The sequence below is a fragment of the Streptococcus mitis genome (assembly GCF_905187495.1).
GTDB classification, from domain to species: domain Bacteria; phylum Bacillota; class Bacilli; order Lactobacillales; family Streptococcaceae; genus Streptococcus; species Streptococcus mitis_CU.
In genome coordinates this window covers 139,059-159,170 of the sequence record NZ_CAJJIB010000001.1, presented here as the reverse complement: position 1 = coordinate 159,170, position 20,112 = coordinate 139,059, and the positions used below count along the sequence as shown (strand labels likewise).

Below are 20,112 nucleotides of genomic sequence, written 5' to 3'. Positions count from 1 at the left end.
AATGAAAAGGCAGACCCTATTCAAGAATCCACCATTATCCAAAGATTAATCTTCAAATTTTTCATGATTTTTATCATAGAAATCAATTAAACCTAGAGCTGTTTCAAATGAAATATTTTTTACTTTTGCACGACCCTGCGCTAGAGCAATGATAGACATTTCACGCGCATTCGTTTCTTTAGAGATACGGTAGCCTGTGATTTTCTTATCACGAACCCAGCCAACAACTGATTCTACTTTTTCAAAGTTTGACTTAGCCATGTCCTTCTCCTATTTTCTTCTTTACGATATTTAATTGTATACGTTTTTATGACTTTTGTCAATAAAAAAACATATATTCAATAAAATTAATGATTTATTTTTCTATTACTATCTTATTAAAGCCGATAATATATAGGTTTTCCCTTGCTATAAACCATTAGCAAATACCTTTAAAATAATTGTATTATTAAATCTTTTGCTTGTAAAAATATTCATGATTTACAAATACCAGTTCGAGATAGGTTAGACAGGTTTTATACTCAACTTTATTCTATTTATCCAACTTTAAAAGGACATTTCTAATAGCGAAAATCTTTCTCTCTACACTATTAGCAACTATTCTTTCTCTTCTCCTTCTTTACTATTCTTCCTGCCTTTATAAGCACTTTTCACTTGCTCAACTGGTACTATTTATTTACTTTATCTTCCTTTTTTGTTTCTTTAAATCAATAAAAGATTAGTAATTAAGAAACAATAGTATCCTATCTTTCAACATTTTCTACTGTTTTTATCTTCTTAGTATCTCATCACTCTTCGCAGTCAGTTCAGTATAAGGTTTTTCATTAGTATTGATTATTTTTTCTAATTCCTATTATATTTAACCAAATTTCAGATTAGACATATATAAAACAGCGGATTCTAAAAATACTCCTTATATATAACAAGTAATTTTACTCCCTTACTATAAACTGAATCAAAAAACATAGGTACTATAATGACTTGTGATAGAAATAGCGTAATCGATTTCCTAAGTCCATAGGAATCGCCCCCTTTCTTCACTCTCATTATAGCACCTATACATCAGTTGTGCAAATAATATGATATTTTTTTTATTAGTCCTCAGACAAGCATATTATAGAGCGTTTCATTACCATTTAAGTTAATATAAGATGGATCAAAACCTTCCATTCGACGAATCAAGCCTGCATAATCATGCTTATCTGCCAGGGCAATCCCAATCAATACTGGGCCTGTCCCCTTGCTAGCTCGTTTGATATACTCAAAACGTGTGATATCATCATTTGGCCCCAAGATATCATTTACAAACTCACGCAAAGCCCCCGGACGCTGTGGAAAATTGACCACAAAGTAATGCTTAATCCCATCATAAATCAAGGCACGCTCTTCCATTTCCGGCATACGGTTGATATCATTATTTCCTCCAGAAATGATACAACAAATGGTTTTCCCCTTGATATATTCAGCCAAAACCTCTAAAGAAGCGATACTAGCCGCTCCAGCAGGTTCTGCGACAATACCTTGCTTAGAGTAAAGGTCAATCAAGGTTTCAGAAATCAGTCCCTCATCGACACCTACTAAGGTTTGAACATGTTGACGAGTTGCTTCATAGGTCAATTGACCTACCTTTTGTACAGCAATCCCATCCGCAAATTTGTCAATTTCTTTGAGTTTAACAGGTCCACCAGCTTCAAAGGCAGCTTTCATGGAACGTGCCCCATTAGCCTCTACTCCGATAACTTCAATTTCTGGACTTGTTTCCTTGATATAAGTCGAAACTCCAGCAATGAGACCTCCGCCTCCAACAGGGACCAAAACAGCATCGAAATCAATCGATTCTTTTCGAGCTTCTTCTAAAATCTCATAAGCAACTGTCCCTTGACCAGCTTGAACATGGGCATCATCAAAGGGATCAATAAAGGTACGGTTTTCAGAGAGTGTAAATTCTTGAGCTGCTTTAGCTGAGGCATCAAAGGTATCTCCAACTAGTTTAATGGTTACGAAATCCCCACCAAAAAAGCGAACCTGACCAATCTTTTGTTGCGGAGTAGTGATGGGCATGAAAATAGTTGCAGGAATTTTCATTTCATTACAAGTATAGGCAACGCCCTGTGCATGATTTCCCGCAGAAGCGCAGACTACTCCTCGTTCACGCTCTTCCTTGCTGAGCTGAGAAATAGCATAATAGGCACCACGAATTTTAAAAGAACGAACACGTTGGGCATTTTCCTTTTTCAAATAAATCTTAGCACCATACTTCTCCGATAAATAATGGTCATAATCCAGTGGGGTATTCACAACCACACCGTTCAAGACTTTATGAGCCTTGATTATATCTTTTGAACTTAACATCATTTTCTCCTAGACTATTTCAAACTTATCGTAATACATCTTTTAAAAAGAGATGAATTGATTATAAAAGCGAGTTAGTCCCCCAACTCGCCTTCACCTTAATTTCTATCAATTAGTTATAGATTTTAAATGCATCATCGTCGTTTTTACCAACGAATGGCATTGCTTTACGCAATTCTGCACCAACTTTTTCAATTTCAAGGTTAGCTGCTTGTTCACGGTAAGCAGTCAATTTTGGACGTCCAGCTTTATAGTCATTTACAAAGTCATTTGCAAATTTACCATTTTGGATGTCTGCCAAGACAGCTTTCATGTTTTCTTTAACTTGCTCAGTAATTACACGTGGACCTGATACATAGTCACCGTACTCAGCAGTGTTTGAAATTGATTGACGCATTTTCTTGAATCCACCTTCGTAGATCAAGTCGACGATCAATTTCATTTCGTGAAGAACTTCAAAGTATGCCAATTCTGGAGCGTAACCTGCTTCTGTCAAGACTTCGAAACCTGCTTCGATAAGGGCAGTCAAACCACCACAAAGTACAGCTTGTTCACCAAACAAATCTTCTTCAGTTTCTTCTTTATAAGTTGTTTCAAGAAGACCTACACGAGCTGCTCCAACACCTTTACACCAGTCCATAGCAATGTTTTTAGCATTTCCTGTTGCATCTTGGTATACTGCGTAAAGTGCTGGTACACCAAATCCTTCTTCGTAAGTGCGACGTACCAAGTGTCCTGGTCCTTTAGGAGCACACATGAAGACATCTACATCTGCAGGAACTTTGATAAATTCAAAGTGAATGTTGAAACCATGGGCAAATCCAACTGCATTTCCAGCTTCCAAATTTGGAGCGATTTCTGCTTCGTACAATTCTTGTTGGATTTCGTCTGGTGCCAAAATCATGATAACATCAGCCAATTTAGTTGCTTCTGCTACTGTGTAAGTGTCAAATCCATCTTCTTTTGCTTTGTCAAAAGATTTACCTGGACGTACACCGATGATAACATCGCGACCTGAATCACGCAAGTTTTGAGCATGCGCATGTCCTTGTGAACCATAACCGATAACGGCGATTTTTTTACCGTCAAGTGCTGCTACTTTAACATCTTTTTCGTATTCCATTTGAACTGCCATAGTTTTTTCTCTCTTTTCTATTATTTATTGCCTGTTAGGCTGGTTTAACAAATTTAAAATATTTTTATACTCTATGAAAATCAAAGAGCAAATTAGGAAACTAGCCGCAGGCTGCTCAAAGCACTGCTTTGAGGTTGTAAATAAGACTGACGGAGTCAGTAACATATACCTACGGCAAGGCAAAGCTGACGTGATTTGAATTTGATTTTCGAAGAGTATTAATCGCGGGTAAATCCAGTTGCACCCGTACGAGCGATATTGCGAATACCGTATGGTCGAATGACTCGCAATAGAGCTTCACTCTTTTCAGCATTTCCTGTCATCTGAATAGTAATCGAGCTTGGTGCTACGTCTACCACCGTTGCACGGAAAGGTTGAATAATCGCTAGAATCTCAGCTCGCTTCTCAGCTGGCGCTGACATCTTAACCAAAATTACCTCGCGCTCCAAATGAGGCTTGTCTGTAATATCTCGAATGCGAATCACATCAATCTGACGATTAAGTTGCTTAATGATTTGCTCCACCTCATCATGAGAAGCTACATCAATAATAATGGTGATACGCGATACATTCGGATCTTCTGTTGCTCCAACAGAGATACTTTCGATATTAACCTGACGACGAGACAGGACACCGGTAAAGCGATTGAGGACTCCTGATCGATTTTGTAGTTTTGCTGTTAACATTCTACGCATGGAACTTCACCCCCAACATCTCATGATTACTCTTACCAGCTGGTACCATTGGTAACACCTGTTCCTTACGAGAAATATCTACCTCGATTAGCATAGGAACATTCTCAGTGATGACTTCAAGATCTTGAGCCAAGGTCTCAGGATTGTCAAACTTATAGTTTTTAATACCGTAAGCTTGTGCCATCAATTGGAAATCTGGAAGGGTGTCAAAGACTGACTCAGATGTTCTACCTTCATAGAAGGATTCCTGCCATTGGCGAACCATTCCAAGTGAGTGGTTGTTCAGCATAACCACCTTGATTGGCACCTTGTAAATGTTCAAAATAGCCAATTCCTGGTTAGTCATTTGGAAACCACCATCCCCAACGAACAAGACTACTTCCTTATCTGGGTTAGCAATTTTAGCACCGATTGCTGCTGGAATTCCGAATCCCATGGTTCCCAAACCACCTGAAGTCACTAACTGACGTTCATTTTGGTAAGGATAATACTGAGCTGTCCACATTTGGTGTTGACCAACGTCTGTTACCACAATGGCATCACCATTCGTCAACTCACCGATGCGTTCAATAACAGCTTGCGGCTGAACCACACGCTCTTTCTTATCATAAGAACGAACGCGGTTCTTGTCTTTGGTAACTTTTTCAATCCATTTCTCAGTATTGTTATGAACAGTTGGTTCCGCCAACAACATTTGCAAAGCTTTCTTAGCATCTCCAACTACAGGAATATCTGCACTGATAATCTTGCCAATCTCGGCTGGGTCAATATCAATGTGAGCAACCTTAGCATTCTTAGCGAAGGTCTTAGGATTCCCCGTCAAGCGGTCATCGAAACGACAACCAATACTAATCATAAAGTCCGCTTCCGTCATGGCAATATTAGCTGCGAATGACCCGTGCATACCTCCCATTCCAAGGAAGAGTGGATGACTCGTTGCAATCGTTCCTTGTCCCAAAAGACTGGTTACCACCGGGATTTGATAGCGTTCTGCAAATTCATTTAATTCTGCAGCTGCTTCAGCATAACTAATCCCCCCACCAGCTAACAAGACTGGTTTTTTAGCTTTGGACAATTGCTTCAAAATTTTCTTGATTTGCATATCATTCGGCTCAAGAGTCGGTTGATAGCTTGGTAGGTTCACTTCTGGTGAATAGATGAAGTCGGTTTCTAAAGCAGATACGTCTTTAGGTAGGTCAATGACAACTGGCCCTGGTCGACCTGTAGTTGCGATATGGACAGCTTCCGTAATGATTCGAGGGATATCAGCTGTCTCCCGAACTTGGTAATTGTACTTAGTGATTGGCATGGTAATTCCCACAATGTCTGCCTCCTGGAAGGCATCCTTCCCAATCCCTGCTCGCGCCACCTGACCTGTAAAGACCAAAAGGGGAACACTGTCGCTCATGGCATCCGCAATCCCTGTAATAGCATTTGTTGCTCCCGGTCCGCTAGTAACGACGGCAACACCCAACTTTCCAGTTGATTTGGCATAACCTTCAGCTTCATGCAAACAACCTTGCTCATGGCGTCCTAGAATGTGGCGAATGCCTTTAAAATTATATATCGCATCATACAAAGGCAAGACCGCACCACCAGGATAACCAAAGATGGTATCAATTCCTAAATCACGAAGTGTTTCCAAAACTAGATCCGACCCCGTCTTAGGAGATTCTAAACTGATTTTCTCCATTGTTCCCCTTTCTCTTCTCTTAAAAATAACTTGTTACTATCATACCATTTTTTCAAAATTTTTCAAGAGAAAAGAAGAAATTTTCTGAATTTTCTATTTTAACGTTTATTTATGAATGTTATTTTTGTTTTTATTAAAAAGATACCGATTTCATTTACTAAAAAAGAAAAAAGAACTGATTTCTCAGTTCTTCATTAATCTTATTCCACACTAAATAAGTATGGGTAAACTGGTTGTTGGCCTTGGTGAATCTCTACTTCAACATCTTCGAATTCTTCTGCGATTTCTTGGGCAATTTCATTGGCAAGTTCTTCACTTCCGTCTTCACCAACATAGAAGGTTACAATTTCACTATCTTCATCCAACATATGTTTCAATGTTTCAGTCAAGGTTTGGTGCATATCAGGGTTTGACACGAGGATTTTCCCATCCACCATACCTAGATTATCGTTTTCATGGATTTCTAAGCCATCAATGGTTGTATCACGCACAGCTGTTGTGACGCTTCCACTAACGACATCGCTAAGAGCAGCAGTCATACGCTCTTGGTTTTCTTCTATGGACTTACTTGGATCAAAGGCGAGAAGACTTGTCAAACCTTGTGGCAAAGTACGAGCTTCCACCACTACTGCTGGTTGTTCCAAAACTTCTGCTGCAGATTGAGCTGCCATGAAGATGTTTTTGTTGTTTGGCAGGAAGATGATGTTACGAGCGTTAACCTGTTCAACAGCCTTGATAAAGTCTTCTGTTGAAGGGTTCATGGTTTGACCGCCCTCGATAACATAATCCACACCTTGAGAACGGAAGATATCTGCTAGACCTTTACCAGCCACCACAGCAATCAAAGCATACTCTTTTTCTTCAGCTGGTTTGCTAACTTGAGCAGCTTCTTTCTCAACCTGCGCTTCGTGTTGGTTACGCATATTGTCAACTTTTACCTTGACCAAGCTACCATATTTGAGACCTTCTTGCATAACAAGACCTGGATCTTCTGTATGGACATGGACTTTGACGATTTCATCATCATTAACAACGAGGAGAGAATCTCCAAGCTCATTCAAGTAGTTACGGAATTCATCGTAGTCAAAATCTTTGGCATAGGTTGGGCCTTGCTTAAGAGCTACCATGATTTCAGTACAGTAACCAAAGGTGATATCCTCAGTCGCTACATGACCAGCTACAGACTTGTGGTGCTCTGCATTGATCATTTCACTCATGTTGGCCGGAGTCGCTACAAAGTCCTCAGATGCGATATATTCACCAGTAAGGGCTGAAAGGAAACCTTCGTAGATAAAGACCAGTCCTTGACCACCTGAGTCCACAACGCCAACTTCTTTCAATACTGGAAGCATGTCTGGTGTTTTAGCTAGAGCTGTTTTAGCACCTTCCAAGGCTGCGCGCATGACTTCAACAGCGTCATCTGTTTGCTCAGCTTTTTTCTTAGCACCGATAGCAGCCCCACGAGAAACTGTCAAAATCGTTCCTTCAACTGGTTTCATCACTGCCTTATAGGCAACTTCCACACCTGATTGGAAGGCAAGGGCCAAGTCTTGACCTGTTAACTCATCTTTATCCTTGATAGCTTGTGAAAATCCACGGAAAAGCTGAGACGTAATAACGCCTGAGTTTCCACGCGCACCCATCAAAAGACCTTTGGCAAGAATGCTCGCTACCTCGCCAACTGTAGAAGCTGGCTTGTCTGCAACTTCTTTAGCTCCATTTTCAATGGTCATTCCCATGTTTGTTCCAGTATCTCCATCTGGAACTGGAAAGACGTTTAATGAATTGACATATTCAGCTTGCTTATTCAAGCGAGTTGATGCAGCCTGCACCATTTCTTGAAATAAGCTAGTAGTAATTTTTGACACGGTTATTCTCCTACAACTTTGATATTTTGAATGTAGACATTTACAGTCTGAGCAGTAATTCCAAGTTGGTTTTCCAAACTAAAACGAACACGCTCTTGAATGTTTTTTGACACTTCGCTAATCTTTGTTCCGTAGCTCAACACGGTATATACATCAACTGCAATACTGCCATCTTCGGCCGCCTTTACGACGACACCTTTAGAATAATTTTCCTTACCTAGAAGGGCTTGGAAATTATCTTTGAGGGCATTTTTACTAGCCATACCGACCACACCAAAAATTTCAGTTGCTGCTCCACCTACGACGGTTGCAATCACTTCATCTGTTAGTTCGATTTGACCATCTTTTGTATTAATTTTTACAGTCATCCTTTTTACCTCAACTAGTTGATACTCTATTTTATCATATTTCAGCCCAAGTGTAAAAGCAGAATACTGTATCAGCGGATATTTACTCTATTTTTCAAATGATTTTATATCTACAGTAAAAGAAAAAAGACCCTAAGGTCTCCTTACTTTTATTATTAAACGCGTTCAACTTTACCTGATTTCAAAGCACGAGCTGAAGCCCAAACTTTTTTAGGTTTACCATCGATAAGAACAGTAACTTTTTGAAGGTTTGATTTTACGGCACGTTTTGTTTGGTTCATCGCGTGTGAACGGTTGTTTCCTGATACAGTCTTACGACCTGTAAAGTAACATACTTTAGCCATTGTGTTTTCCTCCTATTAGATCTAATATAGCGGATGTGCTAGCACCACATACTGTACTATGTTATCACACTTTCTTCATTTTTGCAAGGGGATTGGAAGATTTTTTTATTTAACGTAGACAATCCCCAACTTTCCAAAAGCCACATCTCCACGTATAATCAAAGTTTTACTGGTTGGAGCTAGAGAAGTATCTGCCTTGGCTACACCACAGAAAGTTTCCACCTTCAAATCCACTCGCCAATGTTGGGGAACATAGATAACTGCATTGCCAAAACCAACTTCTACTTTCAGGCTTGCAGTATCTCCTAAAATCTCTGCATTGTCGTAATATATCTTAGCATTTCCAAAACCAACTTCTACTTGGTCGTCTACCAATTCTTGATTTTGCTTGTAGAAAGTCCCAGTCCCAAAAGCAACTTCCTTATCTGTAAGAATGGTCTTTTTACCATCATACCACCATTTTTTCCCATTCCAAGTTCTGTTAGAATGAGTGAGTGCGCTGACACCCATTACGATTAAAATACTTGCCCAGAACAATGACTGATTAGGAATTGGTAAAATGCCATAAAAGTGGTTAGCAATCATTAAGGCTACTAGAGCTGTAAAAGAGGCTGAAGTTAAGTGACGACGCAACAAAGCTCCAACTGATTGATAGGCAAAAAATGCAATACCAAGCAAGGGCCAAATTTGCCCACCGAATGAAGGGATTCCAAAATTTCCTTGTAATAATATTAAAGCTGCCAATACTAGCAACACAATACCAAATGCTTTCTTTTTCATGTTCTTACCTCATGTTTCTTAGATTTTCTTTTAGGAGGGATTGGTAATGCCGTGAGACATGAACCTCCTTGTGGGTTTGATAAAAGGAAATGGTGCCCGTTCCTGAAAAGGACTTGTCAACCGAGTAAACTTGCCGAATATTAGCAATGGTCGACTTGGATACTCGACTGAAATAACGGGGCAGGATAGACTCTAACTCATAGAGTTTAAGTCGAACCTCGTAGGCATCTTTCTGTGTATGGGCGTAAATCTTGTTCCCCTCTGTTTCAAAGAAAAGAATTTCCGACAAGTCCAGATAATATTCACCCGTCCCCTTGTAAAAAATCAACCTAGGAGACTTGGATTCTTGCAAGAGGCGCTGTAAATCCGCAATCTCATCTGTCAAAGCCGCTGCCTTGATGACAATTTCAGTTTCCTCTAAATTGCTGTCAATTTCGATTCGTAACTTCATTCCATCTCCTTTCTGACTCTACTATATCAAAGGAAAAATAAGAAAACAAGAGCAAAAAAGCAAGTGGTTACTTTAGATCCGTAAGTGGTTGTAAGGCTACCTTAACTTACAGGTCAACATAGAAATAAAATCACACCCCACACAAGACCACAAATATAGCCAACCACTACATCCTTGGGATAATGCACTCCCCCTAAGACTCTTACTAGACCGAGGAAAGCTGACAAGACCAACAAGATAACCCCTACAGATAAACTAGCATGTAAGCAAGCCATGGAGATAATGGTTGCTGAAAAGACATGACGACTGGGCATTGACTGACCAGGACTATCTCTGTCAAGCAAGGGTTTAATAGTCCATTCCTCATAAGGCCTAGGGGCATTGATTTTCTTACGAAGAAAGGACAAAATCACAAAACCTGACGCTGGAATAAACAAATAGATCCCGACCTGTTTCCCAAGTCCTTGTTGGAGATAGGTAGTTGCTAACAAGGTTAGATAAATCATAGGCATAACTACTGTCATGAACCGATTGAAAGTTCTTAACAAGCTCAGAAGAAAGGGCTTATTTCCAATGTTACCAGCAATGTGGTCATACCATTCTTGATAATTTTTCATATATTTTCTCATCACTTATTCAAATTTTGCTTATAGGGAAGCACTTGTCTTCTAGTATAGTGCAGAAAAAGAAGGCCGTCAAGCCTTCTTTGGGTTTATTCTTCTGCTTCGTCTTCTGTAAATTGACTGTTGTAGAGGTCAGCGTAGAAACCAGCTTGCGCCATCAGCTCATCATGATTTCCTTGCTCGATGATATTACCATTCTTCATAACAAGAATCAAATCAGCATTTCGGACGGTAGACAAGCGGTGAGCGATGACAAAGGAAGTTCTTCCCTCCATCAAACGATCCATGGCTTTCTGAATCAATTCCTCTGTACGGGTATCAACAGAAGAAGTCGCCTCATCTAGGATTAGGAGTGGCGCATCTTTCAGCAAAGCACGAGCGATAGTCAAGAGTTGTTTTTGTCCGACAGACAAGGTCACTGTATCATCCAAGACGGTATCGTAACCATCTGGTAGTGTCATGATAAAGTGGTGAATCCCTACAGCCTTGCTGGCTTCAATCACGCGCTCATCACTAATCCCCTCTTGGTTATAGATAAGATTGTCGCGAATGGTTCCTTCAAAGAGCCAAGTATCCTGCAAGACCATTGAAAAGGCATCGTGTACTTCCGAACGCTTCATATCCTTGGTATCCACACCATCGATACGGATACTTCCCTTATCAATCTCATAGAACTTCATCAAAAGATTGACAATAGTTGTCTTACCAGCCCCAGTCGGTCCGACAATGGCAACCTTTTGACCTGCATGAGCCGTCGCAGAAAAATCGTGGATGATAGTCCGATCAGGTGTATAACCAAAGGAGACTCGATCAAAGACTACTTGACCTTTCATATCGCTCAATTGTCTTTCTTTATGGGATTCGTCTTCCATTTCCTCTTCAGCTAGGAATTCGAAGACGCGTCCCATGGCTGCACTAGCCTGCTGAAGACTAGTAATCCCTTGGGCAATTTGTGAAAGAGGCTGAGAGAAGATACGAACATAGGCCATAAATGCAACGATAATCCCGATACTGATGTGCCCATTTAAGGCTAAGGCTGCACCAACGATAATCACCAAGGCATAGCTAAAGTTCCCAATAAACATCATAATCGGCATCATAATCCCTGAAATAAACTGAGATTTCCAGATACTATCATACAGACGATGGTTTAATTTCGCAAATTCTTCTTTCGTACTTTCGATGGCATTATAACTGGTCACCACATTATGGCCAGAGTACATTTCCTCCACATAGCCATTGACAGCTGCCAAATCTTGTTGCTGACTCTTAAAGAAGACCTGGGATTTGCCCATAAAGACGGACACGAAAACAAAACCAATAAGGGTTGAAACAACCGTCACCAAGGCTAAAATCCAGTTCATCCCAAACATGGTTACCAAGACTGCCACGACCAGTAAACTAGATGAAAGAACTGTTCCCAGACTTTGATTCAGGGACTGTGCTGCAGTGTCAACGTCATTGGTTACACGAGACAAAGTATCCCCCTGAGAGTGCCCATCAAAATATCCCAATGGTAGGCTATTGATTTTCTCTGCAATCGCTCTTCTCAAACGCTCTGAAAAACGTTGAATAGCTGTTGTAAACAGAAAGGCCTGCAAATAATTTGATAGAAGTCCGATCACATAAATGACGGCCAAAAAACCACCAATAGCTGCAACTGCCGCGACATCCACACTTGTTTCCAGACCACTGGCAATGATATTAGTCATTTCCTTAATACGGGTTGGCCCATAAACAGTAATGATATTGGATAGGATTGTTGCTAGAAAGGCGATTAGAAGGGCAAACTGGAGGCCTGCAAGATAGGGTTTACTCTGTTTCCAGAGAGACATTTTCTTATTTTCCATGTTCCAATTCCTCCTTCGATAGTTGTGAATAGGCAATTTCTTGGTAAACTTCGTTATTAGCTAGAAGTTCCTTGTGGGTGCCTTGTCCCACGACTTTTCCTTGATCCAAGACCAAAATCAAATCTGCATCCATAATTGTTGAAATACGCTGTGCGACGATGAGTTTGGTCATAGACTTGGTTTTCTCTGCTAGCTCTTGGCGAAGAACTCGATCTGTCTTGTAGTCCAAGGCTGAGAAGGAGTCATCAAAGATGAGGATTTCTGGCTTCCGAGCCAAGGCACGCGCAATTGCCAGACGCTGTCTTTGACCACCTGAGAAGTTGGTTCCTCCTTGGGCCACTTCTGACGCTAAGCCCGCTTCCTTGTCTTCGATAAAGCTCTTAGACTGGGCCAATTCCAAAGCTTGCCACATAGCCTGATTACTAAGCGGTGTTTCTTGACTCTGTCCAAAGTCTAAATTGTCCTTGACATCACCTGAAAAGAGAACCGCTTTCTGGGGAATATAACCAACCTTGTTGCGCAAATCTTCTAGAGCATAGTCTTGAACATTGACACCGTCCACCAGAATTTCTCCTGCTGACACATCGTAGAAACGTGGAATCAGATTGACCAGAGTTGATTTACCAGAACCTGTTGACCCAATAAAGGCCACTGTTTGACCAGCTTCTGCTCTAAAGCTAACATGCTCGATAACTGCCTCCGAATTTGCCGCATAGCGGAAGGTCACATCCTTAAATTCGACCTGACCTTTGAGGTTTTCATCAGCCAGCTGCACTTGAGCAGGTTTTTGGATAGAAGAATGCAAATCTAAAACTTGATTAATGCGCTTGGCAGAGACCATAGTTCGGGGAAGAACGATGAAGAGTGCTCCCATGAGAAGGAAGCCCATGACAACCTGCATAGCATAAGACATGAAAACAATCATGTCACTAAAGAGAGGCAGACGCGCTATCGGAGCAGCGTCGTTAATCACATAGGCCCCAATCCAGTAAATCGCCACACTCAAACCACTTGAAATCCCCATCATGATAGGGTTCAAAATAGCCATAAGACGGTTGACAAACAAATTCAAGCGTGTCAATTCATCATTTGCCGATGCAAATTTTTCATTTTGGTAATCCTCTGCATTGTAGGCGCGAACGACACGAATACCTGTTAAACTCTCACGAGTGATACTGTTCAGTTTATCTGTCAGCCCCTGAATCAAGGACTGTTTTGGAAAGGCTAGCGTCATCAAAACTGTCGTCATCAGGACGTTGACAATCACTGCCACAAGTACGGCCCAGAGCCAGTATTCTGAATGACCTAAAATCTTCCCAATAGCCCAGATAGCCATAATCGGACCACGTGTTACCACTTGCAAGCCCATGGTAATCAACATTTGAACTTGAGTAATGTCATTGGTGGTACGAGTTAAAAGACTGGGAATAGAGAATTTCTTAATCTCTGTCTGCGAGTAATCCAAAACTCGGTTAAAAATATCACTTCTCAACCTACTAGTATAAGAAGCCGCCACTCGGGATGCAAAAAATCCAACTGCAACTACGGACAAGAAGGCAAGAAAGGACATTCCCACCATCATGCTTGCCGGCTGCCACAACTCATCTAAATTAGTTCCTTGGCTACCTAGCAAATCCGTAATTTTCGAGATATAGGTCGGCACTTCCAACTCTAGATAGACCGAAAAACAAGTAAAGAGAATAGCTAGTAAAATCATCCCCCATTCTTTTCTACTAATTCGTTTGGCTAATTTCTTCATTCTCTCCTCCTATTCCCTTGATATTTTCCTGTAGTTGAGCAAGGACTTTCTCAAAAATCAGTAATTCATCTTCATCAATGTCTTCCATCAACTGCTTATCAATTCGTTCAAAAAAGGCTTTAACCTGCTTCATTTGAGAACGTGCTTTGTCCGTCAAACGAACAAATTTTGCCCGCTTATCGCTAGGACTCGCCTCCAATTCCACCAAACCATTTTGCACCATACGCTTGACCAAATTACTCGCAACAGATTTGGTAATATTGAGTTCCTGCTCGATATCCTTAATCAGGACCAGTTCCTCTTTTTGTTCACAATGATCTAAAAAACGCAGAACCTGCCCTTGAGGCCCACCCATAAATTCAATACCACAACGTTTGGCTTCCTTTTGCACCATCAGGTGAATCTGATGACCAAAACGCTTAAAGACTAACATCGGTTTATCCATACTTACTCCTTTCTAACCATTGCATTTAGTTCTCCTAGGAACTAAATAAGTTTTCATGAGAACTATTTTACCATTTTCAGAAAAGCTGTCAAGAAAAAGTTTCCGTGAGAACTATCTTAGTTTAAATTGACATTAGGCAATATTTTTTATATAATAAGCACTCACTACTGTGGGTAGGAATCCATTCACTTAATGAGGAGAGAAAACTTTCAAATGAAACCAGAAGAACAAAGAGTTTTAGGAATCTTAGCAACTATTTTTGGAGCCATCGCACTTTTAGGATCCTGGATCCCGTTTATTAACTATCCATCGTTGTTCATCGGCATCGTCGCATTTATCTTGGGGATTATCGGCCTTATCGTCAACCTCAAAAAACGGAAAACAATGGCTATTATCGGAACATCCCTTGCAGTTGCCTCTGTTGTACTTTTCTTTACGACTCAGGTACTATACGCTGATGTCTACAAAGAGTATGCCAAGGAGTTTAACCGTTCCTACATGGATACGAGTGCCTCAATGGAACGCGAAGAAGAAAGCGACTTGACAGACGATACCTCCGCCTGGACCCAAGAACAGTTCGACGCCTTAATCGAAGGTGACCTTGACAACAAAGGAAAAGGTGGTACCAAGTACGAGGATATTATCAACAAACACGGAAAGCCAGATTCCGAGTTTGACTTCACTCTTGGGGCTTACAATACGAAAAAAATCACCTATATCTCCATTGGAGACAATATCAAGACTGTTACCTTAACTTTTGCAAAACAGGACAATGGACAGCTCTTGCTCGTCCAAAAACATGCAGTCGGTCTAGGTCTAGAAAAAAACAAGCAACAAAACGATTCTGAAACCTGAGTCTAAGTTCAAATATCAAAAAAACGAACAGCTAGTAAAACTGTTCGTTTTTCTATTAGAATCCATCTACGTTTGTGTAGATCTTTTGTACGTCTTCGTCGTCTTCAAGAACGCTGTAAAGTTTTTCAAAGGTTTCAAGGTCATCGCCTGACAATTCCACTTCTGACTGAGGAATCATTTCCAATTCAGTCACTTGGAATTCTTCGATACCTGACTCACGAAGGGCAACGATAGCCTTGTGAAGGTCAGTTGGAGCTGTGTAAACTGTGATTGTACCTTCTTCTGCTTCTACATCATCCACATCCACATCTGCTTCTAGCAATTGTTCAAAGACTGCATCCGCATCTTCACCTGCAAATACGATAACTCCCTTGTTGTCAAAGAGGTATGAAACCGAACCTGAAGCGCCCATGTTTCCTCCGTTTTTACCAAAAGCTGCACGGACATTAGCCGCTGTACGGTTAACGTTTGAAGTCAAAGTATCCACGATCAACATAGAACCATTTGGTCCAAAACCTTCGTAACGTCCTTCTGTAAAGGTTTCGTCTGTGTTCCCTTTAGCCTTGTCCAAAGCTTTATCGATAACGTGTTTTGGCACTTGAGCTTGTTTAGCACGGTCGATAACGAATTTCAAAGCTGAGTTTGATTCTGGATCTGGATCACCTTTTTTAGCTGCTACATAGATTTCTACACCAAATTTTGCATATACTTTAGAGTTAGCTCCATCTTTAGCCGTTTTCTTGGCTACGATATTGGCCCATTTACGTCCCATTAGGAATCTCCTTTTTTCACATTTTAATCTTTCTTATTATAACACAAGTTTTTTCGATTTTCACTAGAAGAAATGGATTTTATTCAGTAAATACAACTAGGATAGCACTTTAGTTGCTAAAATTTCCTTGCCTTCTTTTATCAAGGGGTGACGAAACAGTGAGAAATACAGTTGAATGGTCATGGCAACCCAGATTAAGGGTTCGCAAAGGATAACTCCCTTATATCCTGCCCAAGGGATAATCAAAACCACAAAAGCGATTTTCCCGATTAGTTCGATAAAGCTAGAAACCAGAGGAAGGATTTTTTGCCCCAAACCCTGCAAACAATTGCGATAAATCAATAAGAGACTCAAAATAGGATAAAAAGCTGAGCTGATTTGTAGATAGAGACTGCCATTTTCTACCAGATAGCTATCCGTCGAACTAGCCAAAAAGGAAACCAAGGCTGGACTGGCAAAAAAGAGGAAGACACAAACAAAAACTGCCCAGGATATACTTAAACGACTGCCGATTCGAAGACCTTGAACAATGCGGTCTGGGCGCTTAGCACCTAAATTCTGTGAAGCAAAGGTCGTCATTGATGCAGAAATAGCGGTCATCGGAAGAAGGGCGAAAGCCATAATGCGTCGAGCTGCCGTCTGGGCACTAATAATCACTGCACCAAAGGTATTAACAGAAGACTGTAAAATCACACTGCCTATAGATACAATTGAGCTCATCAAGCCCATAGCCAAACCTTGCTCCAAGAGGTCAGCGTATAAGGCCTTATCCCATTTGAAATGCTTGAGTTGAGGCAAAAGTTCTGGCACACTCTTACGAATATAATAAAAGCAAAGAACCGCTGATAAGCCTTGCGAAATGATGGTAGCAAGTCCCGCGGATTGAACTCCAAGATGCAATTGCGTAATAAAATAGAGATCCAGAACTACATTGACCAGAGCAGAGAAAATCAAAAAACCAAGCGCAGCTAGACTGTCCCCAATAGACCGCAACAAGCCTGCAAAAAGATTATAAGCAAAGCTGACACCAACACAGGTTACAATCATAGAAATATATTGATAAGACTGAGGAAGGATTTCTGCAGGAGTATCTAAATATTGCAAGAGTGGATACAGACCGACAAATCCCAGCAGCATAACTACAATACTCAAAAGAGCACCTAAAATCCAGATGGCTGCCACTGCCTCCTTGATTTTAGTGAAATTCCGAGCTCCATAATAGCGGGCAATGACAATCCCCATGCCATTACCAACACCAAGAGTAAAACCTACAATCAGGTCAAAAATCGCTGTCGTCGCCCCTACCGCAGCCAAGGATTCTTGACCAAGGAAACGTCCAACAATCAAGACATCAGCAGTATTATAGAGCTGTTGAAAAATATTTGATAGCAAGATTGGGAAGGCGAAGCTTAAGAGCGAGGGAAGAATTGGACCATGTATCAGGTCCACTGTTCGTTTTTTATTCATAAGGCTATTATATCAGCTTTCTAGAGGAGCGACAAGAAACAGCAAACTATAGATGATCTAAAAACTTGAATCAAAAACCAAAAAAGCAGCGGATGTTCTCCACTACTTTGACACCTTATTCTTCAATTTCGATTTCAAGTTCGTCGCCTAGGTCAAGAGTTACTTCTTCATTCACAGAATCTGCTTGAACTGCTTCATCTTTTTTAGTTTCAACGCCTTCTACAGAAGCTTCCTCTCCATCAATCAAACCAAATTGAACACGGACTTGATGGTCAATTTCATCAAAGATTTCTGGGTTATCTGCCAAGTATTTCTTAGCATTTTCAGAACCTTGCCCGATTTTCTCATCCTTGTAAGAGTACCAAGCTCCTGCTTTTTTGATGATATCCAAATCGCTTGCGATTTTCAAGAGTTCACCAGTCTTAGAAATACCTTCTCCGTACATGATTTCAACGAAGGCTTCCTTAAATGGTGGAGCCACCTTGTTTTTCACGACCTTGATTTTAGTTTCTTTACCGACATTGGTATCTTTTTGGTCACCAGTTCCCTTGATTTGTGTGCTTCCACGAACATCCAAACGGACTGATGCGTAGAATTTCAGAGCACGTCCACCAGGAGTTGTTTCTGGATTTCCAAACATGACCCCAACTTTTTCACGCAATTGGTTGATAAAGATGGCAATTGTTTTGGTTTTATTGATAGAAGCACCAAGTTTACGCATAGCCTGGCTCATCATACGAGCCTGCAAACCAACGTGGCTATCACCGATATCTCCATCAATTTCCGCACGAGGGACAAGGGCCGCAACTGAGTCGACTACGACAAGATCCACGGCTCCTGAGTCAATCAATTTTCCTGCAATCTCAAGACCTTGCTCTCCTGAGTCTGGTTGTGACAAGAGCAATTCGTCAATGTTGACACCAAGGGCCGCAGCATAAGCTGGATCAAGGGCATGTTCCGCATCGATAAAGGCAGCAATACCACCTTCTTTTTGTGCTTGCGCAACTGCATGAAGGGCAACCGTTGTCTTACCAGATGACTCTGGCCCATAGATTTCAATGATACGTCCCTTAGGATAACCACCTGAACCAAGGGCAATGTCAAGAGCCAAAGAACCTGAGCTCATCACTTGCACCTTTTGCTCCGCACGTTCACCCAAACGCATGATTGAACCCTTACCAAAGTCTTTCTCAATCAATTTAAGAGCGTCATTCAAGGCTTTTTCACGTTCTGCCCCGAATTTTTTTGAAATTTCATCTAATTTTTTTGGTTTTTTCGCCATTCTATTCTCCTACATTCTAATGGTCCTCAGACCTATCTACTATTATATCAAAAGTTAGTCACTTAATAAAGCCTTGCGAACTAGGTTAAAGGCATGCATAACCGCAATGTGACGTACATCTGCTCGACTTCTGCCTCCAATATTGACCTTGATGACCTCAGTTCCTTGCTCTTGAGCCAAGCCTATGAAGACTGTCCCAGCTGGATGTCCTTCTAGGCTATCTGGCCCTGCCACACCAGTCAAACTAAGGCCAAAATCAGACTGGGTCTTGATTCGTGCCTGCTCAGCCATCTTCTGTGCTGTAAATTCAGACACCACACCCTGTTCTTCCAAATCCTTGACAGGAATATCCAACATCTTTGATTTTTCCTCCAAGCTATAGGTTACAAAACCACCCTTAAATATACTTGAAGCACCCGAAAAATCCGCTACCCTAGCTTGGAAAAGACCAGCCGTCAAACTCTCAGCAGACGTGATGGTTTTCCCTTGCCTTTTCAGTTCTTCTACCACAATGCTAGCTAAACTAGTTTCTTCCCCATAACCATAACAAAGATCTCGTAAAGAAAGGCCTTCAAAGGTCTGGCGACCTAAGATTTGATTTTCCAAGATATCCAGCACTTGATTCGCCTCTTCTTGGCTGCTAGCTTTTGTTGACAGACGCAGAGTGACTTCTCCTGTCTTAGCATAAGGGGCCAAGGTCGGATCGGTTTGATTATCAATCAAATCAGACAAAATCGTAACCAACTGGCTCTCGCCAATCCCAAAGAAACGAAGAACTCGGGAATGCAGCTTGCTCCCTGTCATCAACTTGGGTAGAAGTTGGTTTAAAACCATAGGTTTTAATTCACTTGGTGGACCTGGAAGGACAACGTAGGTCACTCCATCGACTTCCAATATTCCTCCCACAGCCAGTCCTGTTTCATTTGGCAGTGGAATCGCTCCTTCTACAAGTTGAGCTTGTCTTTCGTTATTCGGTGTTCGGGCATAGTCTGGTCTCTGGGCAAAAAAGACATCCAACTTCTCCTGCGCCTGAGGATCAAAGACTAATTCTTTCCCTAAAAATTTAGCCAGAGTTTGTTTGGTCAAATCGTCCTCAGTTGGCCCTAAACCACCTGTCAAAATCACTAGACTACTACGTTGACTGGCAATTTCGAGCAAAGACAAGAGACGAGCTTCATTGTCTCCTACAGCCGTCTGAAAATATACATCTACCCCAATCTCTGCTAGTTTTTCCGACAAAAACTGAGCATTGGTATTGACAATCTGTCCTGTCAAAATCTCTGTTCCAACAGCAATGATTTCTGCTTTCATGTTTCCTCCTACCTATCTATTCGTATTTTTTTGAAAAAATCGCAGGAAATTTCCCACGATTT

General features: G+C 41.1%; 19 protein-coding genes. 1 reads left to right on the top strand and 18 read right to left on the bottom strand.

The features are described from left to right. Positions 1 to 45: 45 nt before the first annotated feature. The 14 genes from JQ843_RS00800 to JQ843_RS00735 all read right to left on the bottom strand — a co-directional run bounded on the left by JQ843_RS00800 (position 46) and on the right by JQ843_RS00735 (position 14,363). Positions 46 to 261, bottom strand: coding sequence for a capsule biosynthesis transcriptional regulator (locus JQ843_RS00800; protein ID WP_001130035.1), 216 nt, complete (start codon positions 259 to 261; stop codon positions 46 to 48). A gap of 840 nt (positions 262 to 1,101) precedes the next feature. Then, positions 1,102 to 2,352 carry a threonine ammonia-lyase IlvA gene (ilvA, locus tag JQ843_RS00795; RefSeq protein ID WP_033682348.1) on the bottom strand — a complete coding sequence of 417 codons (1,251 nt, stop codon included), beginning with the start codon at positions 2,350 to 2,352 and terminating at the stop codon, positions 1,102 to 1,104. A gap of 112 nt (positions 2,353 to 2,464) precedes the next feature. Further along, complete coding sequence (ilvC, locus tag JQ843_RS00790; protein ID WP_000290683.1) at positions 2,465 to 3,487, bottom strand: ketol-acid reductoisomerase; 1,023 nt, start codon at positions 3,485 to 3,487, stop codon at positions 2,465 to 2,467. A gap of 218 nt (positions 3,488 to 3,705) precedes the next feature. Next, on the bottom strand, positions 3,706 to 4,182 hold the full coding sequence (gene ilvN / locus JQ843_RS00785; RefSeq protein ID WP_001253803.1) for an acetolactate synthase small subunit: 477 nt from the start codon (positions 4,180 to 4,182) through the stop codon (positions 3,706 to 3,708). Continuing rightward, complete coding sequence (locus JQ843_RS00780; protein ID WP_049500859.1) at positions 4,175 to 5,875, bottom strand: acetolactate synthase large subunit; 1,701 nt, start codon at positions 5,873 to 5,875, stop codon at positions 4,175 to 4,177. The genes ilvN and JQ843_RS00780 overlap by 8 nt, the downstream gene beginning before the upstream one ends. A 200-nt stretch (positions 5,876 to 6,075) precedes the next feature. Continuing rightward, positions 6,076 to 7,743 carry a DAK2 domain-containing protein gene (locus JQ843_RS00775; RefSeq protein ID WP_000036655.1) on the bottom strand — a complete coding sequence of 556 codons (1,668 nt, stop codon included), beginning with the start codon at positions 7,741 to 7,743 and terminating at the stop codon, positions 6,076 to 6,078. Positions 7,744 to 7,745: 2 nt separating this feature from the next. Beyond that, entirely contained in the window at positions 7,746 to 8,111 is a 366-nt protein-coding gene (locus tag JQ843_RS00770; RefSeq protein ID WP_000216437.1) for an Asp23/Gls24 family envelope stress response protein, read from the bottom strand. Positions 8,112 to 8,266: 155 nt separating this feature from the next. Next, positions 8,267 to 8,455: a 50S ribosomal protein L28 gene (gene rpmB / locus JQ843_RS00765; RefSeq protein ID WP_203212635.1), complete on the bottom strand. Its 189-nt coding sequence runs from the start codon at positions 8,453 to 8,455 to the stop codon at positions 8,267 to 8,269. Positions 8,456 to 8,560: 105 nt separating this feature from the next. Further along, the gene (locus JQ843_RS00760) at positions 8,561 to 9,235 is read right to left on the bottom strand and encodes a LiaF transmembrane domain-containing protein (protein ID WP_000725715.1); all 675 of its coding nucleotides are present in this window, start codon (positions 9,233 to 9,235) and stop codon (positions 8,561 to 8,563) included. A 4-nt stretch (positions 9,236 to 9,239) separates the two neighbouring features. Then, complete coding sequence (locus tag JQ843_RS00755) at positions 9,240 to 9,686, bottom strand: LytTR family DNA-binding domain-containing protein (protein WP_020901878.1); 447 nt, start codon at positions 9,684 to 9,686, stop codon at positions 9,240 to 9,242. A gap of 113 nt (positions 9,687 to 9,799) precedes the next feature. Beyond that, positions 9,800 to 10,303 carry a phosphatase PAP2 family protein gene (locus JQ843_RS00750; RefSeq protein WP_000800907.1) on the bottom strand — a complete coding sequence of 168 codons (504 nt, stop codon included), beginning with the start codon at positions 10,301 to 10,303 and terminating at the stop codon, positions 9,800 to 9,802. A 95-nt stretch (positions 10,304 to 10,398) separates the two neighbouring features. Then, positions 10,399 to 12,159 carry an ABC transporter ATP-binding protein gene (locus JQ843_RS00745; protein WP_203212634.1) on the bottom strand — a complete coding sequence of 587 codons (1,761 nt, stop codon included), beginning with the start codon at positions 12,157 to 12,159 and terminating at the stop codon, positions 10,399 to 10,401. Next, positions 12,149 to 13,918, bottom strand: a complete 1,770-nt coding sequence (locus JQ843_RS00740) for an ABC transporter ATP-binding protein (protein ID WP_203212633.1) — start codon at positions 13,916 to 13,918, stop codon at positions 12,149 to 12,151. Before JQ843_RS00740 ends, JQ843_RS00745 begins: the two co-directional genes overlap by 11 nt. Further along, on the bottom strand, positions 13,893 to 14,363 hold the full coding sequence (locus JQ843_RS00735) for a MarR family winged helix-turn-helix transcriptional regulator (RefSeq protein ID WP_033686306.1): 471 nt from the start codon (positions 14,361 to 14,363) through the stop codon (positions 13,893 to 13,895). The genes JQ843_RS00740 and JQ843_RS00735 overlap by 26 nt, the downstream gene beginning before the upstream one ends. A gap of 213 nt (positions 14,364 to 14,576) precedes the next feature. On the opposite strand from JQ843_RS00735, the gene JQ843_RS00730 reads away from it, so the two are divergent. Beyond that, a complete protein-coding gene (locus JQ843_RS00730; protein ID WP_203212632.1) occupies positions 14,577 to 15,218 on the top strand; it encodes a CD20-like domain-containing protein in 642 nt (213 codons plus the stop codon). 55 nt (positions 15,219 to 15,273) lie between these two features. Here the strand turns inward: JQ843_RS00730 and JQ843_RS00725 are convergent, their stop codons facing one another. The 4 genes from JQ843_RS00725 to JQ843_RS00710 form a co-directional block, all read right to left on the bottom strand. Then, a complete protein-coding gene (locus JQ843_RS00725) occupies positions 15,274 to 15,990 on the bottom strand; it encodes a YebC/PmpR family DNA-binding transcriptional regulator (RefSeq protein ID WP_000532882.1) in 717 nt (238 codons plus the stop codon). A gap of 96 nt (positions 15,991 to 16,086) precedes the next feature. Next, the gene (locus JQ843_RS00720; RefSeq protein WP_203212631.1) at positions 16,087 to 17,457 is read right to left on the bottom strand and encodes an MATE family efflux transporter; all 1,371 of its coding nucleotides are present in this window, start codon (positions 17,455 to 17,457) and stop codon (positions 16,087 to 16,089) included. Between the two features lie 115 nt (positions 17,458 to 17,572). After that, on the bottom strand, positions 17,573 to 18,739 hold the full coding sequence (recA, locus tag JQ843_RS00715) for a recombinase RecA (RefSeq protein ID WP_004262099.1): 1,167 nt from the start codon (positions 18,737 to 18,739) through the stop codon (positions 17,573 to 17,575). A 54-nt stretch (positions 18,740 to 18,793) separates the two neighbouring features. Beyond that, positions 18,794 to 20,050, bottom strand: coding sequence for a competence/damage-inducible protein A (locus JQ843_RS00710; protein WP_000642690.1), 1,257 nt, complete (start codon positions 20,048 to 20,050; stop codon positions 18,794 to 18,796). Positions 20,051 to 20,112 lie beyond the last annotated feature (62 nt).